22 protein-coding genes and 2 tRNA genes are annotated in these 21,225 nt (G+C 33.9%); 13 read left to right on the top strand and 11 right to left on the bottom strand.

Annotated features, from left to right (window positions below; genetic code table 11):
• The 6 genes from J7E44_RS12390 to J7E44_RS12365 all read left to right on the top strand — a co-directional run bounded on the left by J7E44_RS12390 (position 1) and on the right by J7E44_RS12365 (position 5,509).
• Positions 1-867 carry an NAD kinase gene (locus J7E44_RS12390; protein ID WP_214830134.1) on the top strand — a complete coding sequence of 289 codons (867 nt, stop codon included), beginning with the start codon at positions 1-3 and terminating at the stop codon, positions 865-867.
• Between the two features lie 70 nt (positions 868-937).
• Positions 938-2,008, top strand: a complete 1,071-nt coding sequence (fbaA, locus tag J7E44_RS12385) for a class II fructose-bisphosphate aldolase (protein WP_214830131.1) — start codon at positions 938-940, stop codon at positions 2,006-2,008.
• A gap of 80 nt (positions 2,009-2,088) precedes the next feature.
• Positions 2,089-2,943: an acetyl-CoA carboxylase, carboxyltransferase subunit beta gene (accD, locus tag J7E44_RS12380; RefSeq protein ID WP_214830129.1), complete on the top strand. Its 855-nt coding sequence runs from the start codon at positions 2,089-2,091 to the stop codon at positions 2,941-2,943.
• Between the two features lie 54 nt (positions 2,944-2,997).
• Positions 2,998-3,510 carry a DUF6973 domain-containing protein gene (locus J7E44_RS12375; protein WP_214830126.1) on the top strand — a complete coding sequence of 171 codons (513 nt, stop codon included), beginning with the start codon at positions 2,998-3,000 and terminating at the stop codon, positions 3,508-3,510.
• Between the two features lie 155 nt (positions 3,511-3,665).
• Positions 3,666-5,069, top strand: coding sequence for a spore maturation protein (locus tag J7E44_RS12370; RefSeq protein ID WP_214830124.1), 1,404 nt, complete (start codon positions 3,666-3,668; stop codon positions 5,067-5,069).
• 47 nt (positions 5,070-5,116) lie between these two features.
• Entirely contained in the window at positions 5,117-5,509 is a 393-nt protein-coding gene (locus J7E44_RS12365; RefSeq protein WP_214830122.1) for a hypothetical protein, read from the top strand.
• A 22-nt stretch (positions 5,510-5,531) separates the two neighbouring features.
• Here J7E44_RS12365 and J7E44_RS12360 read toward each other — a convergent pair whose 3' ends face one another.
• The 4 genes from J7E44_RS12360 to J7E44_RS12345 all read right to left on the bottom strand — a co-directional run bounded on the left by J7E44_RS12360 (position 5,532) and on the right by J7E44_RS12345 (position 8,246).
• Complete coding sequence (locus tag J7E44_RS12360; RefSeq protein WP_214830114.1) at positions 5,532-6,413, bottom strand: ferric siderophore ABC transporter substrate-binding protein; 882 nt, start codon at positions 6,411-6,413, stop codon at positions 5,532-5,534.
• 27 nt (positions 6,414-6,440) lie between these two features.
• Positions 6,441-6,839 carry an ExbD/TolR family protein gene (locus J7E44_RS12355; protein ID WP_214830111.1) on the bottom strand — a complete coding sequence of 133 codons (399 nt, stop codon included), beginning with the start codon at positions 6,837-6,839 and terminating at the stop codon, positions 6,441-6,443.
• A 61-nt stretch (positions 6,840-6,900) separates the two neighbouring features.
• Positions 6,901-7,605 carry a MotA/TolQ/ExbB proton channel family protein gene (locus J7E44_RS12350; RefSeq protein WP_214830110.1) on the bottom strand — a complete coding sequence of 235 codons (705 nt, stop codon included), beginning with the start codon at positions 7,603-7,605 and terminating at the stop codon, positions 6,901-6,903.
• Positions 7,606-7,784: 179 nt separating this feature from the next.
• Positions 7,785-8,246 carry a hypothetical protein gene (locus J7E44_RS12345; protein WP_214830107.1) on the bottom strand — a complete coding sequence of 154 codons (462 nt, stop codon included), beginning with the start codon at positions 8,244-8,246 and terminating at the stop codon, positions 7,785-7,787.
• 168 nt (positions 8,247-8,414) lie between these two features.
• Here J7E44_RS12345 and J7E44_RS12340 point away from each other — a divergent pair, with 168 nt between their 5' ends.
• Positions 8,415-10,211, top strand: a complete 1,797-nt coding sequence (locus J7E44_RS12340) for a DUF885 domain-containing protein (RefSeq protein WP_214830105.1) — start codon at positions 8,415-8,417, stop codon at positions 10,209-10,211.
• A 70-nt stretch (positions 10,212-10,281) separates the two neighbouring features.
• On the top strand, positions 10,282-10,728 hold the full coding sequence (locus tag J7E44_RS12335) for a DinB family protein (protein ID WP_214830103.1): 447 nt from the start codon (positions 10,282-10,284) through the stop codon (positions 10,726-10,728).
• Here the strand turns inward: J7E44_RS12335 and J7E44_RS12330 are convergent, their stop codons facing one another.
• Positions 10,729-11,349 carry an endonuclease III domain-containing protein gene (locus tag J7E44_RS12330; protein ID WP_214830094.1) on the bottom strand — a complete coding sequence of 207 codons (621 nt, stop codon included), beginning with the start codon at positions 11,347-11,349 and terminating at the stop codon, positions 10,729-10,731. It abuts the gene before it with no gap.
• 32 nt (positions 11,350-11,381) lie between these two features.
• Here J7E44_RS12330 and bcp point away from each other — a divergent pair, with 32 nt between their 5' ends.
• Entirely contained in the window at positions 11,382-11,831 is a 450-nt protein-coding gene (gene bcp / locus J7E44_RS12325) for a thioredoxin-dependent thiol peroxidase (RefSeq protein ID WP_214830092.1), read from the top strand.
• Positions 11,832-11,891: 60 nt separating this feature from the next.
• Here bcp and J7E44_RS12320 read toward each other — a convergent pair whose 3' ends face one another.
• The 5 genes from J7E44_RS12320 to J7E44_RS12300 are packed head-to-tail and all read right to left on the bottom strand — an operon-like array spanning position 11,892 to position 16,107.
• Positions 11,892-12,425, bottom strand: coding sequence for a GNAT family N-acetyltransferase (locus tag J7E44_RS12320; RefSeq protein WP_214830090.1), 534 nt, complete (start codon positions 12,423-12,425; stop codon positions 11,892-11,894).
• A complete protein-coding gene (locus J7E44_RS12315) occupies positions 12,394-13,059 on the bottom strand; it encodes a hypothetical protein (RefSeq protein WP_214830087.1) in 666 nt (221 codons plus the stop codon). Before J7E44_RS12315 ends, J7E44_RS12320 begins: the two co-directional genes overlap by 32 nt.
• A gap of 30 nt (positions 13,060-13,089) precedes the next feature.
• On the bottom strand, positions 13,090-14,172 hold the full coding sequence (locus tag J7E44_RS12310) for a mannose-1-phosphate guanylyltransferase (protein ID WP_251040568.1): 1,083 nt from the start codon (positions 14,170-14,172) through the stop codon (positions 13,090-13,092).
• Positions 14,173-14,174: 2 nt separating this feature from the next.
• Positions 14,175-14,765, bottom strand: coding sequence for a SprT-like domain-containing protein (locus J7E44_RS12305; RefSeq protein WP_214830084.1), 591 nt, complete (start codon positions 14,763-14,765; stop codon positions 14,175-14,177).
• A 1-nt stretch (position 14,766) separates the two neighbouring features.
• Entirely contained in the window at positions 14,767-16,107 is a 1,341-nt protein-coding gene (locus J7E44_RS12300) for a TolC family protein (protein ID WP_214830081.1), read from the bottom strand.
• A 97-nt stretch (positions 16,108-16,204) separates the two neighbouring features.
• Between J7E44_RS12300 and J7E44_RS12295 the strand changes: the two genes are divergently transcribed.
• The 3 genes from J7E44_RS12295 to J7E44_RS12285 all read left to right on the top strand — a co-directional run bounded on the left by J7E44_RS12295 (position 16,205) and on the right by J7E44_RS12285 (position 17,677).
• On the top strand, positions 16,205-17,449 hold the full coding sequence (locus tag J7E44_RS12295; protein ID WP_214830078.1) for a bifunctional folylpolyglutamate synthase/dihydrofolate synthase: 1,245 nt from the start codon (positions 16,205-16,207) through the stop codon (positions 17,447-17,449).
• Between the two features lie 40 nt (positions 17,450-17,489).
• Positions 17,490-17,564 (top strand) — tRNA-Val (locus tag J7E44_RS12290).
• Between the two features lie 38 nt (positions 17,565-17,602).
• Positions 17,603-17,677 (top strand) — tRNA-Val (locus J7E44_RS12285).
• Positions 17,678-17,786: 109 nt separating this feature from the next.
• Here the strand turns inward: J7E44_RS12285 and J7E44_RS12280 are convergent.
• Positions 17,787-20,069, bottom strand: a complete 2,283-nt coding sequence (locus J7E44_RS12280; RefSeq protein WP_214830075.1) for a T9SS type A sorting domain-containing protein — start codon at positions 20,067-20,069, stop codon at positions 17,787-17,789.
• Between the two features lie 151 nt (positions 20,070-20,220).
• On the opposite strand from J7E44_RS12280, the gene J7E44_RS12275 reads away from it, so the two are divergent.
• Complete coding sequence (locus J7E44_RS12275; RefSeq protein ID WP_214830072.1) at positions 20,221-21,204, top strand: hypothetical protein; 984 nt, start codon at positions 20,221-20,223, stop codon at positions 21,202-21,204.
• Positions 21,205-21,225: the final 21 nt, after the last annotated feature.

Below are 21,225 nucleotides of genomic sequence, written 5' to 3'. Positions count from 1 at the left end.
ATGAAGGCAGCTATATATTCTCAAAAAAAAGATCTCGATACTTTTTTATATTTAAGCAAATTTGTTTCAGAACTTGAAGGCAGAGGTGTAAAATCTGTTTTGTATGATGAAATGGCTGAAGCTCTTCAGTTTTCAAAAATTTTCGAAACATTTAACAATAAGCAGGATCTTATAGATAAAGAAGTAGACCTTTTCTTCACTTTTGGAGGTGATGGAACTATTGTAAATTCACTTACTTTTATTGAAGACCTTGAAATCCCTATTGTTGGGGTAAATACAGGAAGGCTGGGTTTTTTAGCAAGTTTTACTAAAGAAGAAGCTTTCAAGGAACTGGATGCCATCTTAAAAGGAGATGTAAAAACCAGTCGCCGTTCTGTAATTGAAGTAGTTTCACCAAGATCAGATGAATTTTTCCCATATGCTTTGAATGATGTCACTGTTTCAAGAAAGGAAACCACATCAATGATTACTGTAGATTCTTTTATAAACGATGAATTTCTAAATGTATTCTGGGGAGACGGGGTTATTGTTTCTACACCTACTGGTTCTACTGCTTATTCTTTAAGTTGTGGCGGACCAATTATCTCTCCCAATAACGAAAACTTTGTCATTACTCCTATTGCTCCTCACAATTTGAATGTGAGACCTTTGGTGGTTAATGATCGGGTAGAAATAAAATTTAAAGTAGAAAGCCGGGTATCCCAATACTCTCTTTCTTTGGATTCAAGATTGATACATATAGAAACAGATAAAGAAATCGTCATCAAAAAGGCTGATTTTCAGATCCTTTTGGTTCAACCTAACAACTTAAGTTTCTACGAAACCATCCGCCAAAAACTACTCTGGGGACGGGATAAAAGAAATTAGCAATTAAGCAAAATTTCTTACCTTTACAACAACTTTACAAACACCTAATAATATTTTTAAAAAGTAAAACATGAGCAGAATTTTTCCGGCAGGAGTTGCCACAGGTCAATTAGTTACTGATATTTTTCAGTATGCTAAAGAAAATAAATTTGCGTTACCAGCTGTAAACGTTATCGGTTCTAGCAATGTAAACGCTGTTATGGAGACTGCAGCAAAATTAAATTCTCCTGTTATTATTCAGTTTTCAAATGGTGGAGCTGCTTTCAATGCAGGAAAAGGATTAAGCAACGACGGACAAAAAGCTGCTGTATTAGGAGCAATTGCCGGAGCAAAACATATTCATACTTTAGCTGAAGCTTACGGAGCTACTGTAATTTTACATACAGACCACTGTGCAAAAAAATTATTGCCATGGATTGATGGTATAATGGATGCTAATGAGGAATTCTTTAAATTAACAGGAAAATCTCTTTATTCATCTCACATGTTGGATCTTTCTGAGGAGCCTTTAGAAGAAAACATTGAAGTTTCTGCCAGATATTTCGAAAGAATGGCTAAAATGAAAATGACTTTAGAGGTTGAGATTGGTGTAACAGGAGGAGAAGAAGATGGTGTTGACAATTCTGATGTAGACAACTCTAAATTATATACTCAACCAGAAGATGTAGCTTATACATATGAAAAATTAAAAGCTGTTTCTGACAACTTTACTATCGCTGCTGCTTTTGGGAACGTACATGGAGTATATAAACCAGGAAATGTGGTTCTTACACCAAAAATATTAGATAATTCTCAGAAATTTGTTCAGGAGAAATTCGGAACAGCTGATAAACCTGTAAACTTTGTATTCCATGGAGGTTCTGGTTCTACTTTAGAAGAGATCAGAGAAGCTATTGATTATGGTGTTATCAAAATGAATATCGACACAGATCTTCAATTCGCTTATACAGAAGGCGTAAGAGATTATATGGTAAACAATATTGAATATTTAAGATCTCAAATCGGAAACCCTGAGGGAGAGGAAAAGCCTAACAAGAAATTCTATGATCCAAGAGTTTGGGTAAGAAAAGGTGAGGAAACTTTCTCTACAAGATTGGTTAAAGCTTTTGAAGATTTAAATAACGTAAATACGCTTAAATAAATTATAAATTTTGGATTTTAGATTTTAAATAACTTTTTTAAAATCTAACTAATCCAAAGTCTAAATCTAAAATTTTATAAATGGCATTCGACTGGTTTAAAAGAAAAGCTAAAAACATTACCACTTCTACTGATGAAAAAAAGGATGTTCCTAAGGGGCTTTGGCACCAAACTCCATCAGGAAAAGTAGTAGAACACGAGGAGCTTAAGAAAAATAATTACGTTTCTCCTGAAGATGGGTTTCATGTAAGAATAGGAAGTGCAGAATTTTTTGATATCCTTTTTGATGAAGGTAAATTCACTGAACTAGATGCTAATGTTGAAAGTATAGACATCCTAAACTTTAAAGATACAAAGCCTTACGTAGACCGTTTAAAAGAAGTAAGAGCAAAAACAAAACTTACGGATTCTATCAGAAATGCAGTAGGAACTGTAAATGGAACTCAAATGGTAGTTTCTTGTATGGACTTTGCTTTTATTGGGGGATCATTAGGTTCTGTAATGGGTGAAAAAATCAGGAGAGCTGTAGATTACTGTATTGCTCATAAACTTCCTTATATGATCATTTGTCAGTCTGGAGGTGCTAGAATGCAGGAGGCAACTTATTCTCTAATGCAACTGGCAAAAGTACAGGCTAAATTAGCTCAACTTTCAGAAGCAGGTCTTTTATATATTGCTTATTTATGTGATCCTACTTTTGGAGGTATTACGGCTTCTTTTGCAATGACAGCCGATATTATTATGGCTGAACCTAAAGCTTTAATCGGTTTTGCGGGACCAAGAGTTATCCGTGAAACGATTGGTAGAGATTTACCAGAAGGCTTCCAAACCTCAGAATTCCTTCAGGAAAAAGGTTTTGTGGACTTTATCGTAAAAAGAACCGAGATTAAAGATGTTGTTGCTAAAACAGTAAATTTATTAGCAGTACATGCTTAAAATTTGTAACAAAAACAATATAATCTCTCTCTAATTAGGGAGAGATTTTTATTTATGAGAACTTTTAAGATATTTTTCAGTACGATTCGGACAATGAGTTTTAAAAAGATTCTTCGTCTTTTATCACTTGTCTTACCACATCCTTTGTTTTCTATATTAAGTTTTCATGCTACCGTCAAAGCTTTTACTATTGCTCAAAAACGGTTTCCCGATACAGCTTCCAATAATGGAATAGGAAATGCATTCAGACATGCCTTGTGGTGCTGTTTTATTATCATGTATTGTTCTAAAATTTCCTCACCTCAAAAAGCACTCGACTTTTGTAAAAGAATAACAGATTTACACGAAGAATTGTTTCCCAACAAACCATTAGAAACAAAAATGGATCTTCATAATAATAAAATCGGAATGGATTATTTTATGGAAATTCTCCCTGGTATCCACCGTCAGTTTTTTGAAAAAAGTTTCTTTATAGATGCTCTGATTGAAAAGATGAATGATGCCAAAGTTCTTAAAAATCTCGATGATGATTTTGAGGGATATTTGGTCTATCTTGATGAAAAATAGTTTTATCAACCTATTACAGGCTTTTAAGAACTTAAGTTTAGATGAATCATTTTGATCTCCTAATAACTTATTGAATCTTAGTATTTCAAAAAAGCAAAAGTTTAAATAGTTTTACATATAATTTATTATCTTTTCTTAAATTTTAATTCAATCAAATGGTTCTCAGCAGAATTTGGTCCGCTTTCATTATTATAGCTATTGCTATTGCAAGTATAAAATATATTTCTTCAGGTCATTATAATACTATTTTCAACGATATGGTAGTTGGAAAAGGAGGAGATACTGTACAGATTGCAACACAAAAGATGAACACGCTCTCCCCAATCATCGGAGATAGCCTGATGAAGAAATCTGATTTCGCAGATAACAGAATTCATTATAAAGCAGATTCATTAAAACAAAATGTAAAAGTTTACCGTGTTCAGGAGGCAGATGGAGTCATTGGCACTGCAGAAACAGCTGTGAAAATATGCATTGGACTGATCGGCATCATGACCCTGTTTATGGGTTTTATGAGTATTGCAGAAAAGGCAGGTGGAATTAATTTGTTAAGTAGGTTGATTCAACCATTTTTTTCGAAATTATTTCCTGATATTCCCAAGAATCACCCAGCATTTGGGCATATGCTAATGAATTTTAGTGCTAACCTTTTAGGTCTTGATAATGCTGCTACGCCATTTGGTTTAAAAGCAATGGAAAGTTTACAGACCTTAAATCCCAATAAAGATACGGCAAGCAATTCTCAGATCATGTTTCTTTGTCTCCACGCAGGTGGAATGACGCTGATTCCGGTTTCTATTATTGCCATCAGAGCTTCGATGGGATCAAAAACACCGACTGATATCTTTCTTCCCTGTATGATTGCTACTTTTACAGCAACATTGGCAGCAATGATCATTGTTTCCTTATATCAGAAGATCAATTTACTACGTCCGGTTGTAATTGCCTATGTAGGAGGAATTTCTGCTATTATCGGACTTTTGGTTTTATATCTTGTCCAATTAAGCAAAGATGAATTAGATACATTCAGTAAAATCCTTAGTAACGGATTGATTCTCTTTATATTTTTAGCTATTGTTCTTGGAGCAGTCTACAAAAAGATCAATGTATTTGATGCTTTTATAGACGGCGCAAAAGAAGGCTTTACCACCTGTGTGAAAATCATCCCTTATTTAGTCGGAATGTTGATTGCGATATCACTCCTAAGAACTTCCGGCGTTTTTGATGTGATTATAGACGGAATGAAATGGGTTGCTAATGCAGCGAATTTAGATGCAAGATTTGTCGACGGACTGCCAACTGCTTTAATTAAGCCTCTCTCTGGTTCCGGAGCTCGCGGAATGATGGTTGACACCATGTCTACTTTTGGGGCAGATAGCTTCCAGGGAAAATTAGCCGCTGTTCTTCAGGGAAGCTCAGACACTACATTTTACGTGATTGCAGTTTATTTTGGAGCCGTAGCCGTTAAAAACACAAGATATGCTGTAATTGCCATGCTTTTGGCGGATCTGGTAGGTGTTATCACTTCTATTGCGTTAGCCTATTTATTTTTCGCATAACAAAACTAAAAACAACCTTCTAACAACTTGCAACAAAAAACCAGAATATGATAACAGATAAAGAATTCACATTAAGACTCATCCGCCAGTTAACCCAAGCACTCGAAAAACTTATTTTAGATAAACCGGAAGAAAGCTTAATGCAGAAAGAATTGGATTTTGATTCCTTAATGAAGGATATTTTTAAAATAGACTTCGTAGAAATATCTTCAAAATCCAAAGAAGAAATCATTGCAATTGTCAACGAAAGACAGGAAAGAGATCATAAAGATTATTATGAAATGCTGGGAAATCTTTTTTACTTTACAGGAAAACAAAGCAACAATACTGATTTCCTTGTCAAAGCAAAAACGTTTTATGAATTATATCTTCAGACAAGTGGAATTTTTGCACTTCCCATTATAAATAGAATCAACGAAATAAAAAAAGCACTTGAATAAAGTGCTTTTTTTATTTTATATATTAGAATGTAATTTTGTAGGTTCCTGTTGAAGAGGTACTTGCTTTTTCAGCTTTCACATACTTTTTAACCCATGCTACCGATGTTGAAGAGACACACGGATCAGATATTCCTCCTGCCCGTCTTGCGGAGACTACATTTCCTGCTTTGTCTACTGTATAAGCAACGGTAACAGAACCACTTGCCGTACAGCTATGTTGAGGCTGTGCTCCACCCCTGCCCATTGTTCCGGGTATATATCCTACTAATTTTCTGTCAATTCCTACTTTACTGTCTCCGTTTCCATCTCCTCCTAAAGGATCTCCAGCATTTCCAATACCTGTTCCTGTTCCTTGGCTTCCTGCTTTTGTTCCTCTCCCTTTAATTAAATTTCCAATCGCTGCATTTCCTTTTCCATCTCCGTTACCTGTTTTTGAATTAGCCGTTGTAGCAGTGGCCTTTTTAGTATTTTTGGAAGCAGAAGAGCTTGTTGTTTCTTTTTTATTCGATTTAGATTCTTCCTTTTTTGGAACACTAACTTTTTTATTATTTCCTTTAATAATTTTTTCCTTTGATTCTGATTTTTTCGTCTCAGGCTCCGGCTCAGGTTTTACTACTGTTTTAGTTTCCGGAACCGCTGCTTCTACAGGTTCTGGAGTGATTTCTTCTGTTTTAGCGGCTAAACTTCCTTCCTGCTCTGCCGGCTCTTCTACCCCATTCCCATTTCGATTGTCCCCAAAGTTAACCAACATCGTAGTGATTACTTCAGGTTCTTTATCTTGTTCGGGTTTTAATTTATAAAGAAAAACAAAAAGTAGAATTGCAGACCATATCAGAATAGAAAGTATTCCACTTTTTATCCGATCTCTCGTTTCCTCATTTTTGTTTACGATATAACTTTTCATTTCTTTAAATACTTACCAACCTAATGGTTATTTATCTTTAACTGTTGCAAGCGCAAGGTTGAATTTATATTTCTCAGCTATTTCCATTGCAAAAACAACATCTTTATGTAATGTATTTTCATCGGCACGAATCGTAAACGACTTATTGCTTTGATTGGCTAAACTGTTTACAATAGTTTGTTCAAGCAGTTGTTTAGTCACTGGTTTATCATCTACATAATAAGATCCATCAGGCTTTATACTAACAGTCAGTGGATTGGGTATATTATCATCAACGGAAGTTGTTTTTGGCAATTTAACATCAATTGCACTTTGGTTGGCCGCTGAAGAAGTGATCATAAAAAATATCAGCATCAGCAAAATAACGTCAGTCATCGCTGCCAAACTGAATTCCGGATTCGCTTTATTTCTTCTTTGAATTTTCATCTGTTTACTTTTACTTTTTTTTAAATGGTCAGATGGAACCTTTCGGTTTCATAAGAAAGATTTATAAAGGTTTGTTGATAAGATCTAAAAATTCTCCAGACATATTCTGGGTCTTCAGTACAAATTTATCAATCCTTGTTAAAAGGATGTTATAAAAAAAGTTTGCAGGAATAGCTACAGCTAAACCAACTGCCGTTTGTCCCAACGCAGTATAAATGCCTTCTGAAAGAGTTTTTGGAGAGAAAGATCCTGTTGCATGAGATAGATTAAAGAAAGCTATAATCATCCCGATAACAGTTCCTAAAAGTCCTAACATAGGAGCAATACTCGGAACTACAGCTAATAGATTTAGATTTTTCTCCATATTGGCTACTTCAACCTGAGCCTGCGATTCCATTGCACTTACAATATCTGACACAGGACGTCCTAATCTTGAAATTCCTTTTTCCAAAATTCTACCTTCGGGTGAATTCTGCCTTTTGCAGTAATCAGCAGCAGATTCAATTTTTCCTTCTTTTATAAAGTCTTCAATATTATTCATAAAGTTGGAATCTGTTTTCGACGATAATCTTTTAATAAAGAAAAAACGTTCAAAAAACAGATAAACAGAAAATACACCAAGAAGTAACACAATGGCCATCACTATCTTAGCGAAAGCTCCTCCATGGAACATTATTTTCCAAAATGAAAATTCTAAATTGTCTGTGGCAACTGCGGGTGTCGCAATTTGTGCAAATAAGATCTGGGTAAGTTCCGTTAACAGCATTAATTTGAATATTTTATAATGATTTTAAACGACAAAAGTAATGGAATATTATTAATTGATGTCTTAAAAAATGCTTAAAAACAACTTAAATTTTTTCCATTGCCACATAAACAGCAAATTTCTTTCCAAAAAAGAATTTTGAAAAGAAATTGATTATAGTAAGACTGAGGAAGATGAATTTAATCTTCGTCTATCTCAATATGGTCTTGTTTAAATTCGCATTTAAGTCTAAAAGCAATTGGAGTATCTGATCCTGTGTAGAAATCATCAATGGTTCCTTTCCAGATCAATTCTAGCTCTCCCGCTTCATTTTTCTCAAATGAAAGCTCATTATCGTAGATAAAAGCATCTTCATCATCAAACAAATCTACCTCTGTAAAGGTGTCTTCATCGGAATCATTGATGTTAATCGTTTTTCCTTCAATCTCCGCAGATTCAATCGGAAAATCGAAAACTTCAAGTGAAAGTTGAGGAAAGTTATACTGTAAAGAATCATCGTCTACGTGATCCAAGCCATCATCCGTTATGACTTCAACTTCAAGAAAGTGTTGTTGGTTACTATAAATAGCCTTGCAATAAGTGCTTCTTATATTGTATTTTAATGTCTCGTCCGGATGGTAAATTTTTAAAATCCCTTTCATTATTTCTTAAAAAAGAGCTGTAATAATATGATTGTTAAATGTTTTAAGCAAAGATAAAAAATAGATTGAATTTGAAAAATATTTTCAAAATTATTTTTCTAAAATCGACAATCAGGACGTTTTTGATCTCCTAATATTACTTACTTTTGTTGTTATAAAGATTCTGAAATGAAAAATGTTTTATGTAAAGGTATTTTGTGCTTAGGATTAGTAGTAAGCCTTACAGCTTGTAAAAAATCTGATTCACCCTTAACAAAAGTGACTCCCACCAACCTGGATTCTATTGCTTCAAACTATTATGAACAATACCTAAAATTATATCCATTGGATGCTACCTCACAAGGTGATCCGAGATATAACGATCAACTGCCGATTAATATCGATAAAGATTTTATCACAGGAGAGATCGCTTTTTACAATTCAATTCAAAATCAATTAGACAAGGTAGATTACAATGGTCTTTCAGACGATGACAAGGTAGTTTACGATGTTCTGGATTATACATTGAAAGATAAAATTGAAGCTTATGCTTACCATCCGGAATACATTCCATTTAGTCAGTTTACGGGCCTGCCTTTAAATTTCCCTTTATTCGGAAGTGGTGAAGGGAGCCAGCCATTTAAAACAGAAAAAGATTACGCAGATTGGCTACAAAGGATGAATAAATTTCCCTTATGGATGGATAGTGCAATAGAAAATTTTAAAGAAGGAATCAATAATAAAGTCGTTTTACCTAAAAAACTGATTGTAAAAATGATTCCTCAGATGAAAGCGGAGGAAATTATTACCCCTGATTTTGACAAAAATATTTTCTACGGACCCATCAAAAATTTCCCAAAAGATTTTTCGAAAGCTCAAAAAGATAAATTTACAGCTCTTTATAAAGACGCTATTTTGAAAAAAATCATTCCTGCTTATACCAAAATGGGCGTGTTTTTAGAAACGGAATACCTTCCTAAAGGAAGAGATACTGATGGATACAACAGTCTTCCAAGAGGAAATGAAATCTACCAATATTATGTAAAAAGTTGGACCACAACTAATAAATCGCCTGAAGAAATTAATAAAATTGGACTTCAGCAGGTAGCCATGCTTCGTGCAGAAATGGAAAAAGTGAAGCAACAGGTTGGATTTACCGGAAGCCTGGAAGAATTTATCAATTTTGTGAAAACTGATCCTAAAGCAATGCCTTATAAAACTTCAAAAGAAGTTCTGGATGGTTTTAACGGGATTTTGTCTAAAATTACCCCGAAACTAAAGACCATGTTTAGTGTAACTCCAAAAACAAAATTTGAAATCAGACAAACCGAGAAATTCAGGGAAGCAAGTGCGAGTGCAGAATACATCCAGGGAACTCCAGATGGAAAAAGAGCCGGCATTTTCTATGTTCCTCTTCCCGATCCTTCAAAATTTAATGTGACTTCAGGAATGGAATCCCTATTCTTACATGAAGCTATTCCGGGACACCATTATCAGGTTTCTCTTCAGCAGGAAAACACGAAGTTACCAAAGTTTATGAGATTTGGTTGGTTTGGAGCCTATGGAGAAGGTTGGGCACATTACTGTGAAACTTTAGGTCCTGAGTTTGGATTATACACCGATCCTTATCAAAAAATGGGCTACTTAAGTGATCAAATGCTGAGAGCGGTACGATTGGTCGTGGACACTGGATTACATACAGGAAGAATGACAAGAGAAGAAGCTATAAAATATTTCTTAAGCAATATTTCCTATGATGGAGCAGGAGCTACTGCAGAAGTGGAAAGATACATGGCAATGCCGGGACAGGCTTTAGGATATAAAATAGGTTCTTTAAGAATTCGTGAACTTCGTGATAAATACCAGAAACAACTAGGCAGTAAATTTAGTCTGGCAAGTTTCCATGACGAAGTTTTGAGTCAGGGATGTCTTCCTTTGGATGTCCTGAATAGAAAAATGGAACTTTGGGCAAAGAAGCAGAAGTAATTTTCAACAAAATAAAAAAGCCACGAATTAATATTTGCGGCTTTTTTTACATTTACTTAAATATAATAAAATGATAACAGATTCGCTAAAATCTCTTTATACCAGAGATTTAAATAAATTAAAATCAGAAATTGAAGCGTACCAAAATGAAGAGTCAATCTGGTTAATAGACAAGCATATTTCAAATTCTGCAGGAAACCTCTGTCTTCATTTGGTTGGAAATCTTAGCCATTTTGTGGGTGCAATACTTGGACATTCCGGATATATAAGAAACAGAGAACTTGAATTTTCATTAAAAAATATTCCACGAACTGAATTAATTCAGCAAATAGAAAGTACAATTGAAGTTGTAAATTCTTCCCTTGACAAATTAACTGATTCTGACCTAAAGAACGAATATCCTCTTGAAGCTTTGGGATATAAAATGACAACTGAATATTTCCTGTTTCATTTGATCGGGCATTTGAGCTATCACCTGGGGCAAATTAATTACCACAGAAGGTTGCTGGATCACTAATTATTTCTCAAACATCATCTTTGTAATAAAATCTTTGTCTCCTTTTCCTCTTGCAGGAGAATATTCTCTGCCATAGAAAATGATCTGGAGATGAAGCTTATTCCAAACACTTTCCTTCCATATGTTTTTTGCGTCTTTTTCCGTTTCTACTACATTTTTTCCTGAGGTGAGTTTCCATTGGGTCATTAATCTATGAATATGCGTATCAACAGGAAACGCGGGAAATCCAAACCCCTGACTCATTACTACGGAGGCTGTTTTATGACCAACTCCCGGTAGAGCTTCAAGTTCTTCATATGTCTGGGGCACTACCCCATGATGTCTTTCCAATAAAAGTTCAGCCATTCTTTTTAGATTTTTAGCTTTTGTATTTGAAAGTCCTATTTCTTTGATGAGTTCTTTAATCTCTGAAACTTCCAGTTTAGCCATCTTTTCTGGCGTTCCTGCCACTTTAAAAAGCAGCGGGGTTACCTCGTTCACCTTTTTATCTGTTGTCTGCGCAGAAAGCGCCACAGCGACCGTCAATGTGTAAGCATCAGTATGAGCTAACGGAATGGGAACTTCGGGATATAGTTTTTCTAATTCAAACTGAACAAGTTCTGCCCTTTGTTTTTTTGTCATTTAACCACTAAATTTGAACAAAAATAAACATTATGTTGAAAGTAGGAGACAAATTACCCGATTTTGAAGGAATCAATCAGGACGGAGGAAAAATAATCTCATCGGAATTGATTGGAAAAAAATTAGTTATATTCTTTTATCCGCAGGCCAATACACCAACGTGTACTGTGGAAGCATGTAATTTAAGTGATAATTATTCTCAACTAAAGAAAGCCGGGTTTCAGCTTTTAGGGATAAGTGGAGACTCTGTAAAAAAACAAAAAAACTTTCATAGCAAATTTGCTTTTCCATATGATTTGGTTGCTGATGAAAACCGTGATATTATCGAGAAATTTGGTGTTTGGCAGGAGAAAAAGACATTTGGCAAAACTTATATGGGAATTGTAAGAACTACTTTTATCTTTAACGAAAAGGGAATTTGCACAAGAGTTATTGAAAAAGTAACTTCAAAAACAGCTGCAGAACAGATCTTAGAAAAATAAGATTAAAGGTAAATAACACGAATTTTTTCAATTTAAGAATTCGTGTTATTTATTATTCGTTTACTCAGTTTCGTAATATCTTAATTCCTCCTCATCATTGGGAAGAGTTACATATTTTTGGAATTTCAATCCAAGTTTCTCGATTAGCTTTTGTGAAGAAAAATTATCTTTGGAAGTAATAGCAGATATCTTCTTCAATCCGAATTCATCCATTCCAATTGATTTAACCATCATTGCTGCTTCATAGGCATAACCTTTTCCTTCAAATTCATCCAACAGAGAGAAGCCAATATCCAGAATATCAAGCCCATCACGTTCAAAAATACCTACAGCACCGACTTTTTTATTCTCATCTTTCGTTACAACCAAATAATTTCCAAATCCTAACTTTTCAAGCTGAGGAAGAAATCTGTTTTTAATATAGTCTTCTGCATCAGAAATCGTTTTTAGCTGGCGATCTCCAATAAATTTAATAAATTTTGGCCTGTTATAAAGATCAAATATAAAAGCACTATCATCCAAAGATATTGGACGAATGATCAATCTTTCAGTTTCGTAGAAATTATTTTCTTTTGGTTGATTTCTTAGGCTCATCTTTTTTTGGTTCTTCCTTTTTTTCAATTTTTAAAAGCCTTGGGTTGTTGGCACACTTCTTATTATAAAGTTCAATATAAGTTCCATTATCCTTTACATTAGTTATGGCTCCGGTAGTTTTGTTTACCGTTAATGTATAATGTGTTTTTTGATATGGACATTCCTTTGATGTTAATTTTCCTAGATCTAAATAATAATTATTCCGGTCTTCGTAATAATTTCCTGCCACATCCGTAAATTCCTCATCTATCATGTATCCATCTATAGTCGCAGCAATCGCCGCTTCTTCAACATTATCTACTTTTCCAATAAACCCTTTCAGGCTTTCAAGATCAGTGATATAACTTATTTTACCTCCTGAAGAATAAGCTATATAATAAAAACTATCTTCGTCCGGAAACAGATCAAAGCCCGAGAATTGTGGTGTATAATCTTTTTTTGCCCCTGAGATTTTTATCTCCTGATCTTTTGCATAGGTATTATAAACTAACACCCAAAAATCAATTTTCCCATTGGGTTCAATTTCTTTTAGAACATTTGGGATACTTGAAAATTTCTTTTTTTCCTGAGAATATGTCAAAATTCCTAAAAGAATAAAAGTGAATGTAACAAGTTTAGATGCCAATTTTATCATAATTTGAAAGTTATAAAAAGTAAAGCACTACTACATAAACTTCTCTCCTTTTTTGAAGTTCTTCAGGTCAAGAACATAATCTTTTATAAGCTGATCATTGTCTCGCGGACAAATAAGCAGTGCTTTATCCGTATCTACGATAATGTAGTTTTCCAGTCCATCTATAATGACAGCCTTGTTGTTGCTCTTCATCCGAACAATATTCCCTTTCGAGTTATATGCAAGGAGATATTTAAGCTTTACCGTATTTTCATTAGCATCTTTTTCCGCATTTTCATAAACAGAAGTCCATGTCCCTAAATCGCTCCATCCAAGATCTGAAGGTATAACATATACATTTTTAGCTTTTTCCAAAATTCCATTATCTATAGAGATCTTTTGAACTTTTGGATAAATAAGCTCAATACAATTATCCTCACTCTCAGCATTATATTCACAAGCCATAAAATGTTGAGTCATTTCAGGAAGGTAGGTTTCGAACGCCTTATGAATACTTTTCACATTCCAGATAAAGATTCCTGCATTCCAAAGAAAGTCTCCACTTTCTAAGAAACTTTGAGCGATTTCTAAAATTGGTTTTTCTGTGAATGTTTTAACTTTAAAACATTCAGCTTCTTTTTTATCAACAAATTGAATATATCCATAACCGGTATCCGGCCTTGTTGGCGTGATTCCTAACGTAACCAGATAATCATTTTTTGAAGCTAGGTCAAAGGCAAGTTCTACTTTTTCAAGGAAAACATTTTCTTTTAATATTAAATGATCTGCAGGCAAAACAACTATTGTAGCATCAGGATCAATCTCAGCAATTTTATTTGCCATATAAAGATTACATGCTGCCGTGTTTTTCATCAAGGGCTCTCCAACGATATTAATTTCAGGAATTTCAGGCAATTGTTGATGAGAAAGACTCATATACTCCTTATTTGTAATAACAAAAATATTTTCATTAGGAATGATCTTACTAATCCTGTCGTAAGTCTGTTGGATCATTGTACGTCCTACTCCTAAAATATCCTGAAATTGTTTTGGAAACTTCTGCGTACTCATAGGCCAGAATCTGCTACCAATCCCACCTGCCATAATTACACAGTATTTATCTGATTTTGACATGTTTAACTGCATTTTTCTACCCTTGCCAAAGGTTTGAAAGAATACTTCCTTCCAGTAGCCAGGTTCTTACAAAGATAGTTTTTTTTAATCAGACCTTCTAGAAAATACTTCTCGTTTCGGTACATAAAGTAGTCTCCTTCTTTTAATTCTTCAATAAATTGAAGTTTATCATCTTGTTTCTCAATATGGAAATATTTAACCAAATCAGGGCTTGCCATAAAATTGGCCTTTGGAGACTTTGAAAATTTCATAATAATTGGCCTCAAAGCTTCATCATATACCTCGGTACTTTCCAGAAGCATCCGTCTGAAAGTCTCTTTCCATTCGTTACCATGAGGAGAAATTCTTCTTCCATATTTTTCAAAGGCAATAAGATGAGCTAACTCATGAGTAAGCACGAAGAAAAAGAGTTGGGGAACCAATGTAGAATTGATTGTTATTTCATGGGAATGATCTGGGAGCTTTCTATAGTCTCCCAGCTTAGAATTCCTATTTCGAGTAATTTTTATATGAATATAATAATCTGAAAACCAGATTTTCAAGTACTGAAGTGTATTCGGTGGTAAATATTTTTCTAATGATTGGATAGACATTTTACAAACTTAGTGGAATTCCTGCATAGAAATTCAACAATTTAAGACTGAAAAGATAATTAAATTTAGCTTGAGCCACAGAACCCTGTGCATTCGCATAATTATTTCTGGCTACATTTAAATCAAAGATAGTGGTTCTTCCTGCTGCATAACTCTTATCTGCAAAATCCATTGAAAGCTTTGTGCTTTTTGCTGCTTCAACTGCAGCAATATATGCTTCATAATTAGCATCTACGTCAAATTGTGCTTTCTGAACATTTTGTCTTACCGTTTGCTTCTGTTGTTCCAATGTATTTTTGGCAACACTTTCATTGATCCTGGATTGCTCGACTTGTAACTTTGTTATTCCTTTATTAAAAACTGGAATACTCACTGACAATCCGGCCTGCTGCCCGAAGTTGTCTTTATATTGTTGGAAAAAATTGGGCTCTTCAATGTAAACCAGTGCATTACCCACATTATTTGTATTAAGTAAGTTATTATAAAAACTTCCGATTCCTGCACTTGCTGTTACCGTTGGCCAAAATGCTGTTTTAGACACTTCTGTTTGCGCTTCAGCAGATCTAATTCTACTTTCCGCTGCTTTTATCTGCGGCTGATTGTCATAAGCAGTCGTTAAAACCTCATCTACAGATTTCAATTGTGGAGTAAGCTCGTCCGGAACGTCTACATCTTCAACATCAAAATCTTTGTATTCCTGCAGCTGCAATAGTTGAGCTAAGGCAAATAAACTTCTTCCGGTATTGATTTCTGCGGTTTTAAGGTTCTGCTTTTCTCTAGCTACGGCTGATTGTGCTTCAGCAAGAACGGTTTCAGCAGTTGTTCCTACCAGGGTAGTTATTTTTGCTCTTTCATATTGTTTTTGAGCATTCTCAACAGCACTTTGAGAAATTTTCACAATTTCTTTGTTCAGTAAAGTTGTTAAATACTGTTGTGCAATCTGTAAAGAAATATCATTCTTTATTGTTTCTATATCATACTGACTTGCCTCAACATCAAATTGTGATTTTCTAATTGTTTTCTCTAGTCGTCCATTATTATAAACTAAAACATCTGCTGAGAGATTAGCATTATTACTGAATCTATCATTCCTGATACTTCCTGTTCCTAATGAGGCCTGTCCAAAACTTACTGTGTTCCCCACACTCGCTGATACAGAGGGTAAATATCCTTTTTTAGCAATTTTAAGATTAGAATCCTGAACTTGTTTCGAATATTCATTTTGGATAACCTGAAGATTATGTTTTACCGCATAATCCACACATTCTCTTAAGGACCATTTCTTCTGAGCATTCATACCCAGACAAGTTAATCCGAAAACGATAATCCAAACTTTTTTCATATAGAGATTTTACCATATTAGACGTAGTAAATATAAAAAAGTTACACATTTAAAAATTAATGTTTCATTTTAATAAAACTTTTGAGAATTTTGCATCATGACAACCAAAGAATATCAAGAAGCCGTAGACTGGCTTTTCGTGCAAGCACCCAACTATCAGATCGATGGTGAGAAGGCTTACAAGCCGGGATTGGATAATATAACCAAGCTTTGTGCTTTTTTTGACAACCCACAGGAAAAAATAAAATGTATTCATATTGGAGGAACGAATGGAAAGGGTTCAACAAGTAATATGTTGGCCTCTATACTCCAGGAAGCAGGATACAAAGTCGGAATATATAATTCACCTCATCTTATTGATTTTACAGAACGTATAAAAGTGAACGGTGAAAATTGTGATAAAGAATTTGTTTTTAATTTCATTCAGAAACTAAAAACTCTTCCAGAGGACATTCTACCCTCTTTTTTTGAGTTCACAACCATAATGGCTTTTGAGTATTTTTATCAGCAGCAAGTCGATTTTGCTATTATAGAAGTAGGATTGGGAGGCAGACTAGACTCTACAAACATAATAAAACCTATGGTTTCTGCCATTACGAATGTACAATTAGACCATCAGAACATATTAGGTAATACCATCGAGGAAATTGCCTATGAGAAAGCAGGCATTATTAAAAATAATATTACAATCATTTCGGGAGATGAAAATGAGACTGTAAAAAATATTATTAGGGATAAAGCCAAAAAAGAAAATGCCAATTTTATTGACGCTACTTCCATAAAATCAGATTTAAAATCAGATTTAAAAGGAAACTATCAACAAAAGAATATCCGGGTTGTTTTAGCTTTAACAGATGAATTAACAAGGTTAAATGTTGAAATTTCACACCAGGATATTGAAAGTGGATTACTAAATGTTAATCAGAACACCGGATTTATTGGTCGTTGGTTTGAGTTTTCCAAAACTCCATTAACGATTTGTGATACCGCTCACAATCAAGCAGGATTAGAACAGGTTTTTTCCCAGCTCAATTCAATTGATCGCCACAAACATGTTATTTTAGGTTTTGTAAATGATAAAAAAATAGATGAAGTGATGAATTTGCTGCCTGAAAATTCTAAGTTTTATTTTGCAAAACCAGCTATCCACAGGGGACGCCATCCAAAAGATTATGAAGATTTGCTCATTAATGCAAAAATAATTTACAAAATTTTTGATTCTGTACAGGAAGCGTATTTATCTGCAAAACAAGAATGTACAAATGATGAAATGATTTTTATTGGCGGAAGCAACTTTGTAGTCGGAGAATTTTTAGAAAAAAATTTGTCTGTAAAAGAATAAGTCGTATATTTGCACCACTCAAAACGAGAAATCGTAAGTGGGGCTCTTAGCTCAGTTGGTTCAGAGCATCTGGTTTACACCCAGAGGGTCGGGGGTTCGAATCCCTCAGGGCCCACAGAGAAAGGTAACTGAAGCCTTTTAAAAAAAAATTCAGGGCTCTTAGCTCAGTTGGTTCAGAGCATCTGGTTTACACCCAGAGGGTCGGGGGTTCGAATCCCTCAGGGCCCACAGAAAATCTCTCAGGAAACTGGGAGATTTTTCTTTTTTATATCAATCGCTTATAACAAAAAAGGTTGATCCATTGATCAACCTCACGTATATTAATATTTCAACAATTTTACTTCTTAATTAATTTTAAGGTATTTGAAGCTTCTTTTGTATAGACTTTTATAATATAATTTCCAGATTTCAAATCATTTATATCTATTTTGTTTTCACTTAGAAAAGCTTTTCTAACAATTCTTCCTGCCAGGTCATATATTTCAATTTTTATCAATTTTTCACTTGTTTTAAATATTAAAACATCCTTTACAGGATTTGGATAAATTGCAATATCAGTTTTAAACTCCGTGTCTTTTATTCCTAATGAGTTTTGAACAGTTGTAACATAGTTATTTGTTTCTATTGGGAAATTATAATCAAAATAAATATTTGCCATATTTGCAAACGACTCTCCAGCAAGCAATGTCGGTTTTACCTTAATTTTAAATATCACATAACCGTCATTATTAGCATCATCAAAAGGAAGATTAATACCCTGAAAGATAAATTCTACTTTTGTCCCTGTAATTTTGGTTTCATAATCATGACTTCCTCCAATAGGTATTAAACTGTTTATATCAAACTTGTTCCCATCTATGATATCTTTCACTAAAATGTTCTGAGCATTTGCAGTACCATTGTTTTCAAAACGGATTAAATAATGCACATAACCACCTACAGAACTCTGTGAAATTATATTCCCTTCTAAACAGGTTTTATCATTCGGATCAAAAGCATTGACAACATTTTGGTTCAATACGGAAGTATTATCTTGGGGAGTCTCATCACTATTGTCTGAAATATGTGCGTTAAAATTCAAAATATCACCTAAATTTAAAGGAGGTACTTCTGTAGACGCATTTAAATTCAGCACAAAATTGATTACTCTTGTTTCAAAAGGCTGGATGTTTGAAAAATTCCATGATAAAATATTGGGCACCTGATTTGAAATACCCGGAACAGAAGACATAAAGTCCAAAACGGCGTCATTAAATTGCAGAGTAATTAAACCCGATTGAGTCTGATTTCCTTTATTCTTATAAATTATTTTATAATGCGCATCAAATCCCGGTCTTGCACCATCTAAAGGAATAACGTTGATTTCAAGGTCATTATGAACTCCATTCGGGATAACACAAAAGTTTTGAGTTTGTGGACTTACCATAGAGGGAAAAGAGAAAGTAGCACTTGATGGATTAACCGTAAAATAAGCCGGGTTTTCCAGAATAGGAGTAAGCGTATGTGTTCCTGCTAATACCGGTAAACCATAGTTTCCAGATGAATTACCTATCAATACTCCTGTCAAATACCCTCCTTGATTGGTCACATTGAACTTCATATTTGGATATATAGGGTCTGTAATACCACAGCCATCATTATTAAAATCATATTTCGTGCTTCCTTGAGCTACAAAATAAGTCCCACCCGGATTAAATGAACAATAGGTATTAACGGAACAATTTGTACTGCCATTAATATTTACATGCTGTTGAATCGTGTACATCTCCCACTCGTCAACACATACATATTTTAAATTAGGGAGATTTTCAAGATTCAGTCCAGATTCTACACTTCCGTTTTTCATGAAAATCCTCTCCAAATTTGGATTATTACCACACAATAAAGTAGTTAAACCTGTCTGATTGGATACATCGACTACACTCACATTGGTATGCATACATTGAAGAGTTCCTATTTTATTAATCATTGACAAGTCCAGTACCGAAATAGGATTGTCATTAACAACAAAATCGTTAACTTTAATTAGGCTACTTACATCCAAAGTCGAAATATTATTATTTCGAGCTTCCAGTTGTATTAACTCCGGCTTATTACTTAAATCTAAATTGGCAATTTGATTGTGTCCACAATCGAGGATCTGCAGATTAGATAACCCTGTAATATTTAACGTTACGAGGTTGTTATAAGAACAATTAAGCCTTTTTAGATTAAGCAAACCATTGAGATTAATTGAATTAAGTAAATTATTTGTAAAATCAATGTGCTCCAGGTTCACAAGAGGAGAAACATCAGCATTAGTAACCGCATTATTAAAAGCGACTAACACTTTTAAATTTGAAAATGCATTCAAACCTGTTAGATCTGATATCTTAGTTGGTGAAGTTGCAGAAATATTTTGAATTTGCAATTGATAAACAGCCAAAACTTCATTTTGCTCTATTTCATTATTGTTGTTGGCATCTATTTTAATAGAGCTGCCATTTATATTTTTCGCAATATCATTGGTGATATCCGCCTGTAATAATTTAGCTTTGAATTGCGAATCAGGAATACTAAGTATCTGAGCGTTACAAGAAGAAGTTATCCCCAGGAAGATTAATGTAGATTTTATTCTCATATTTTAATTGGTTTATTAGCTTCGGTTAAGTCACAAAAATAGCACATCTACACTATATTTAACTCTCCTTTTAAAAATTTAAAGATTTTACAAACAATTCATTAAATTTGATTATTACAACTAATGTTTGACAGGTTAAAATGATATGGTTATGGGCATCGTAATGTCAAAAAAAGAAATATTAAGGAGACTAAATACACTTAGAATCAATCCTTTGGGACTGAAACCCAGAAACTATGGCATCTCAATTAAATACTATTCCTATGATGAGAAAGTCCCATCAAAAAGAATTGATTACGAGGCAACCGCAGATCTAAATCTTGAATATAATAAGGGTGTTTTAACGATTAACAAAAAAAATATTTTCTATAATCAGCATCAGCCCGACAATATCAGTGAAATTTTAGCAGACTCAATATCAAAAGCCTTATACCCTATTCAAACTCACCTGAATGAAAAAGGTATCGGCACCAATGAAATCACTAATTTGGAAGAGATTAAAGAACGATGGAAAGATGAAAAATCTAAACTATCACAAAAATACTCGAGCAAACCTCTTACTGATCTTTTCACATCAGTTGATCATAAAATAGATAATAAAACGGACCTGGAAAAAAGTCTTCAATATGATTGGTTTTGGAACCTTTTTTTCCATTCTAAATTCATTGATTACGGAGAAACCAGAAAAGCAAAAACAGCTTTATTTCTCTCGGTAATTCCTTATCAATTTCCAATTAGATTTTCCGGACTTCAAACAATCAATAAGATCCCAACCGGCTACCATTCTTTTGTGATAGAGTTCAAGAGTGAGGAAATGCCTGCAGACCCTTACTTTATTCCTAAAAATCATCCAGACCCGTCATCTTACTTTATGTCTTTACATGTTATTTTTGATTTGGACTTATATCATCATTTTCCTATGCATACGAGAGCTTATTTTGAAGTTTTCACCAATGATTCCTTAGGAAATAAAACTTTAGTGAAAAAAATAAATTACACTCAATTTCAACTCAATAATGAAGATTATAAACATAAGGAATTAAGCAAAGAGAGTCCTTTTATTACGGGAGGTTTAGTTATATCAGAGCCTAATAAATGGGGATTCTATAAAAACATATATGAGAATGACTGGTAAAAATCCATTTGTATAAAAAAC

Origin of the sequence: Chryseobacterium sp. ISL-6 (assembly GCF_018613715.1) — a bacterium.
Lineage (GTDB): Bacteria > Bacteroidota > Bacteroidia > Flavobacteriales > Weeksellaceae > Chryseobacterium > Chryseobacterium paludis.
The sequence above is the reverse complement of the archived record's forward strand: the minus strand, read 5'-3'. Positions and strand labels throughout refer to the sequence as shown.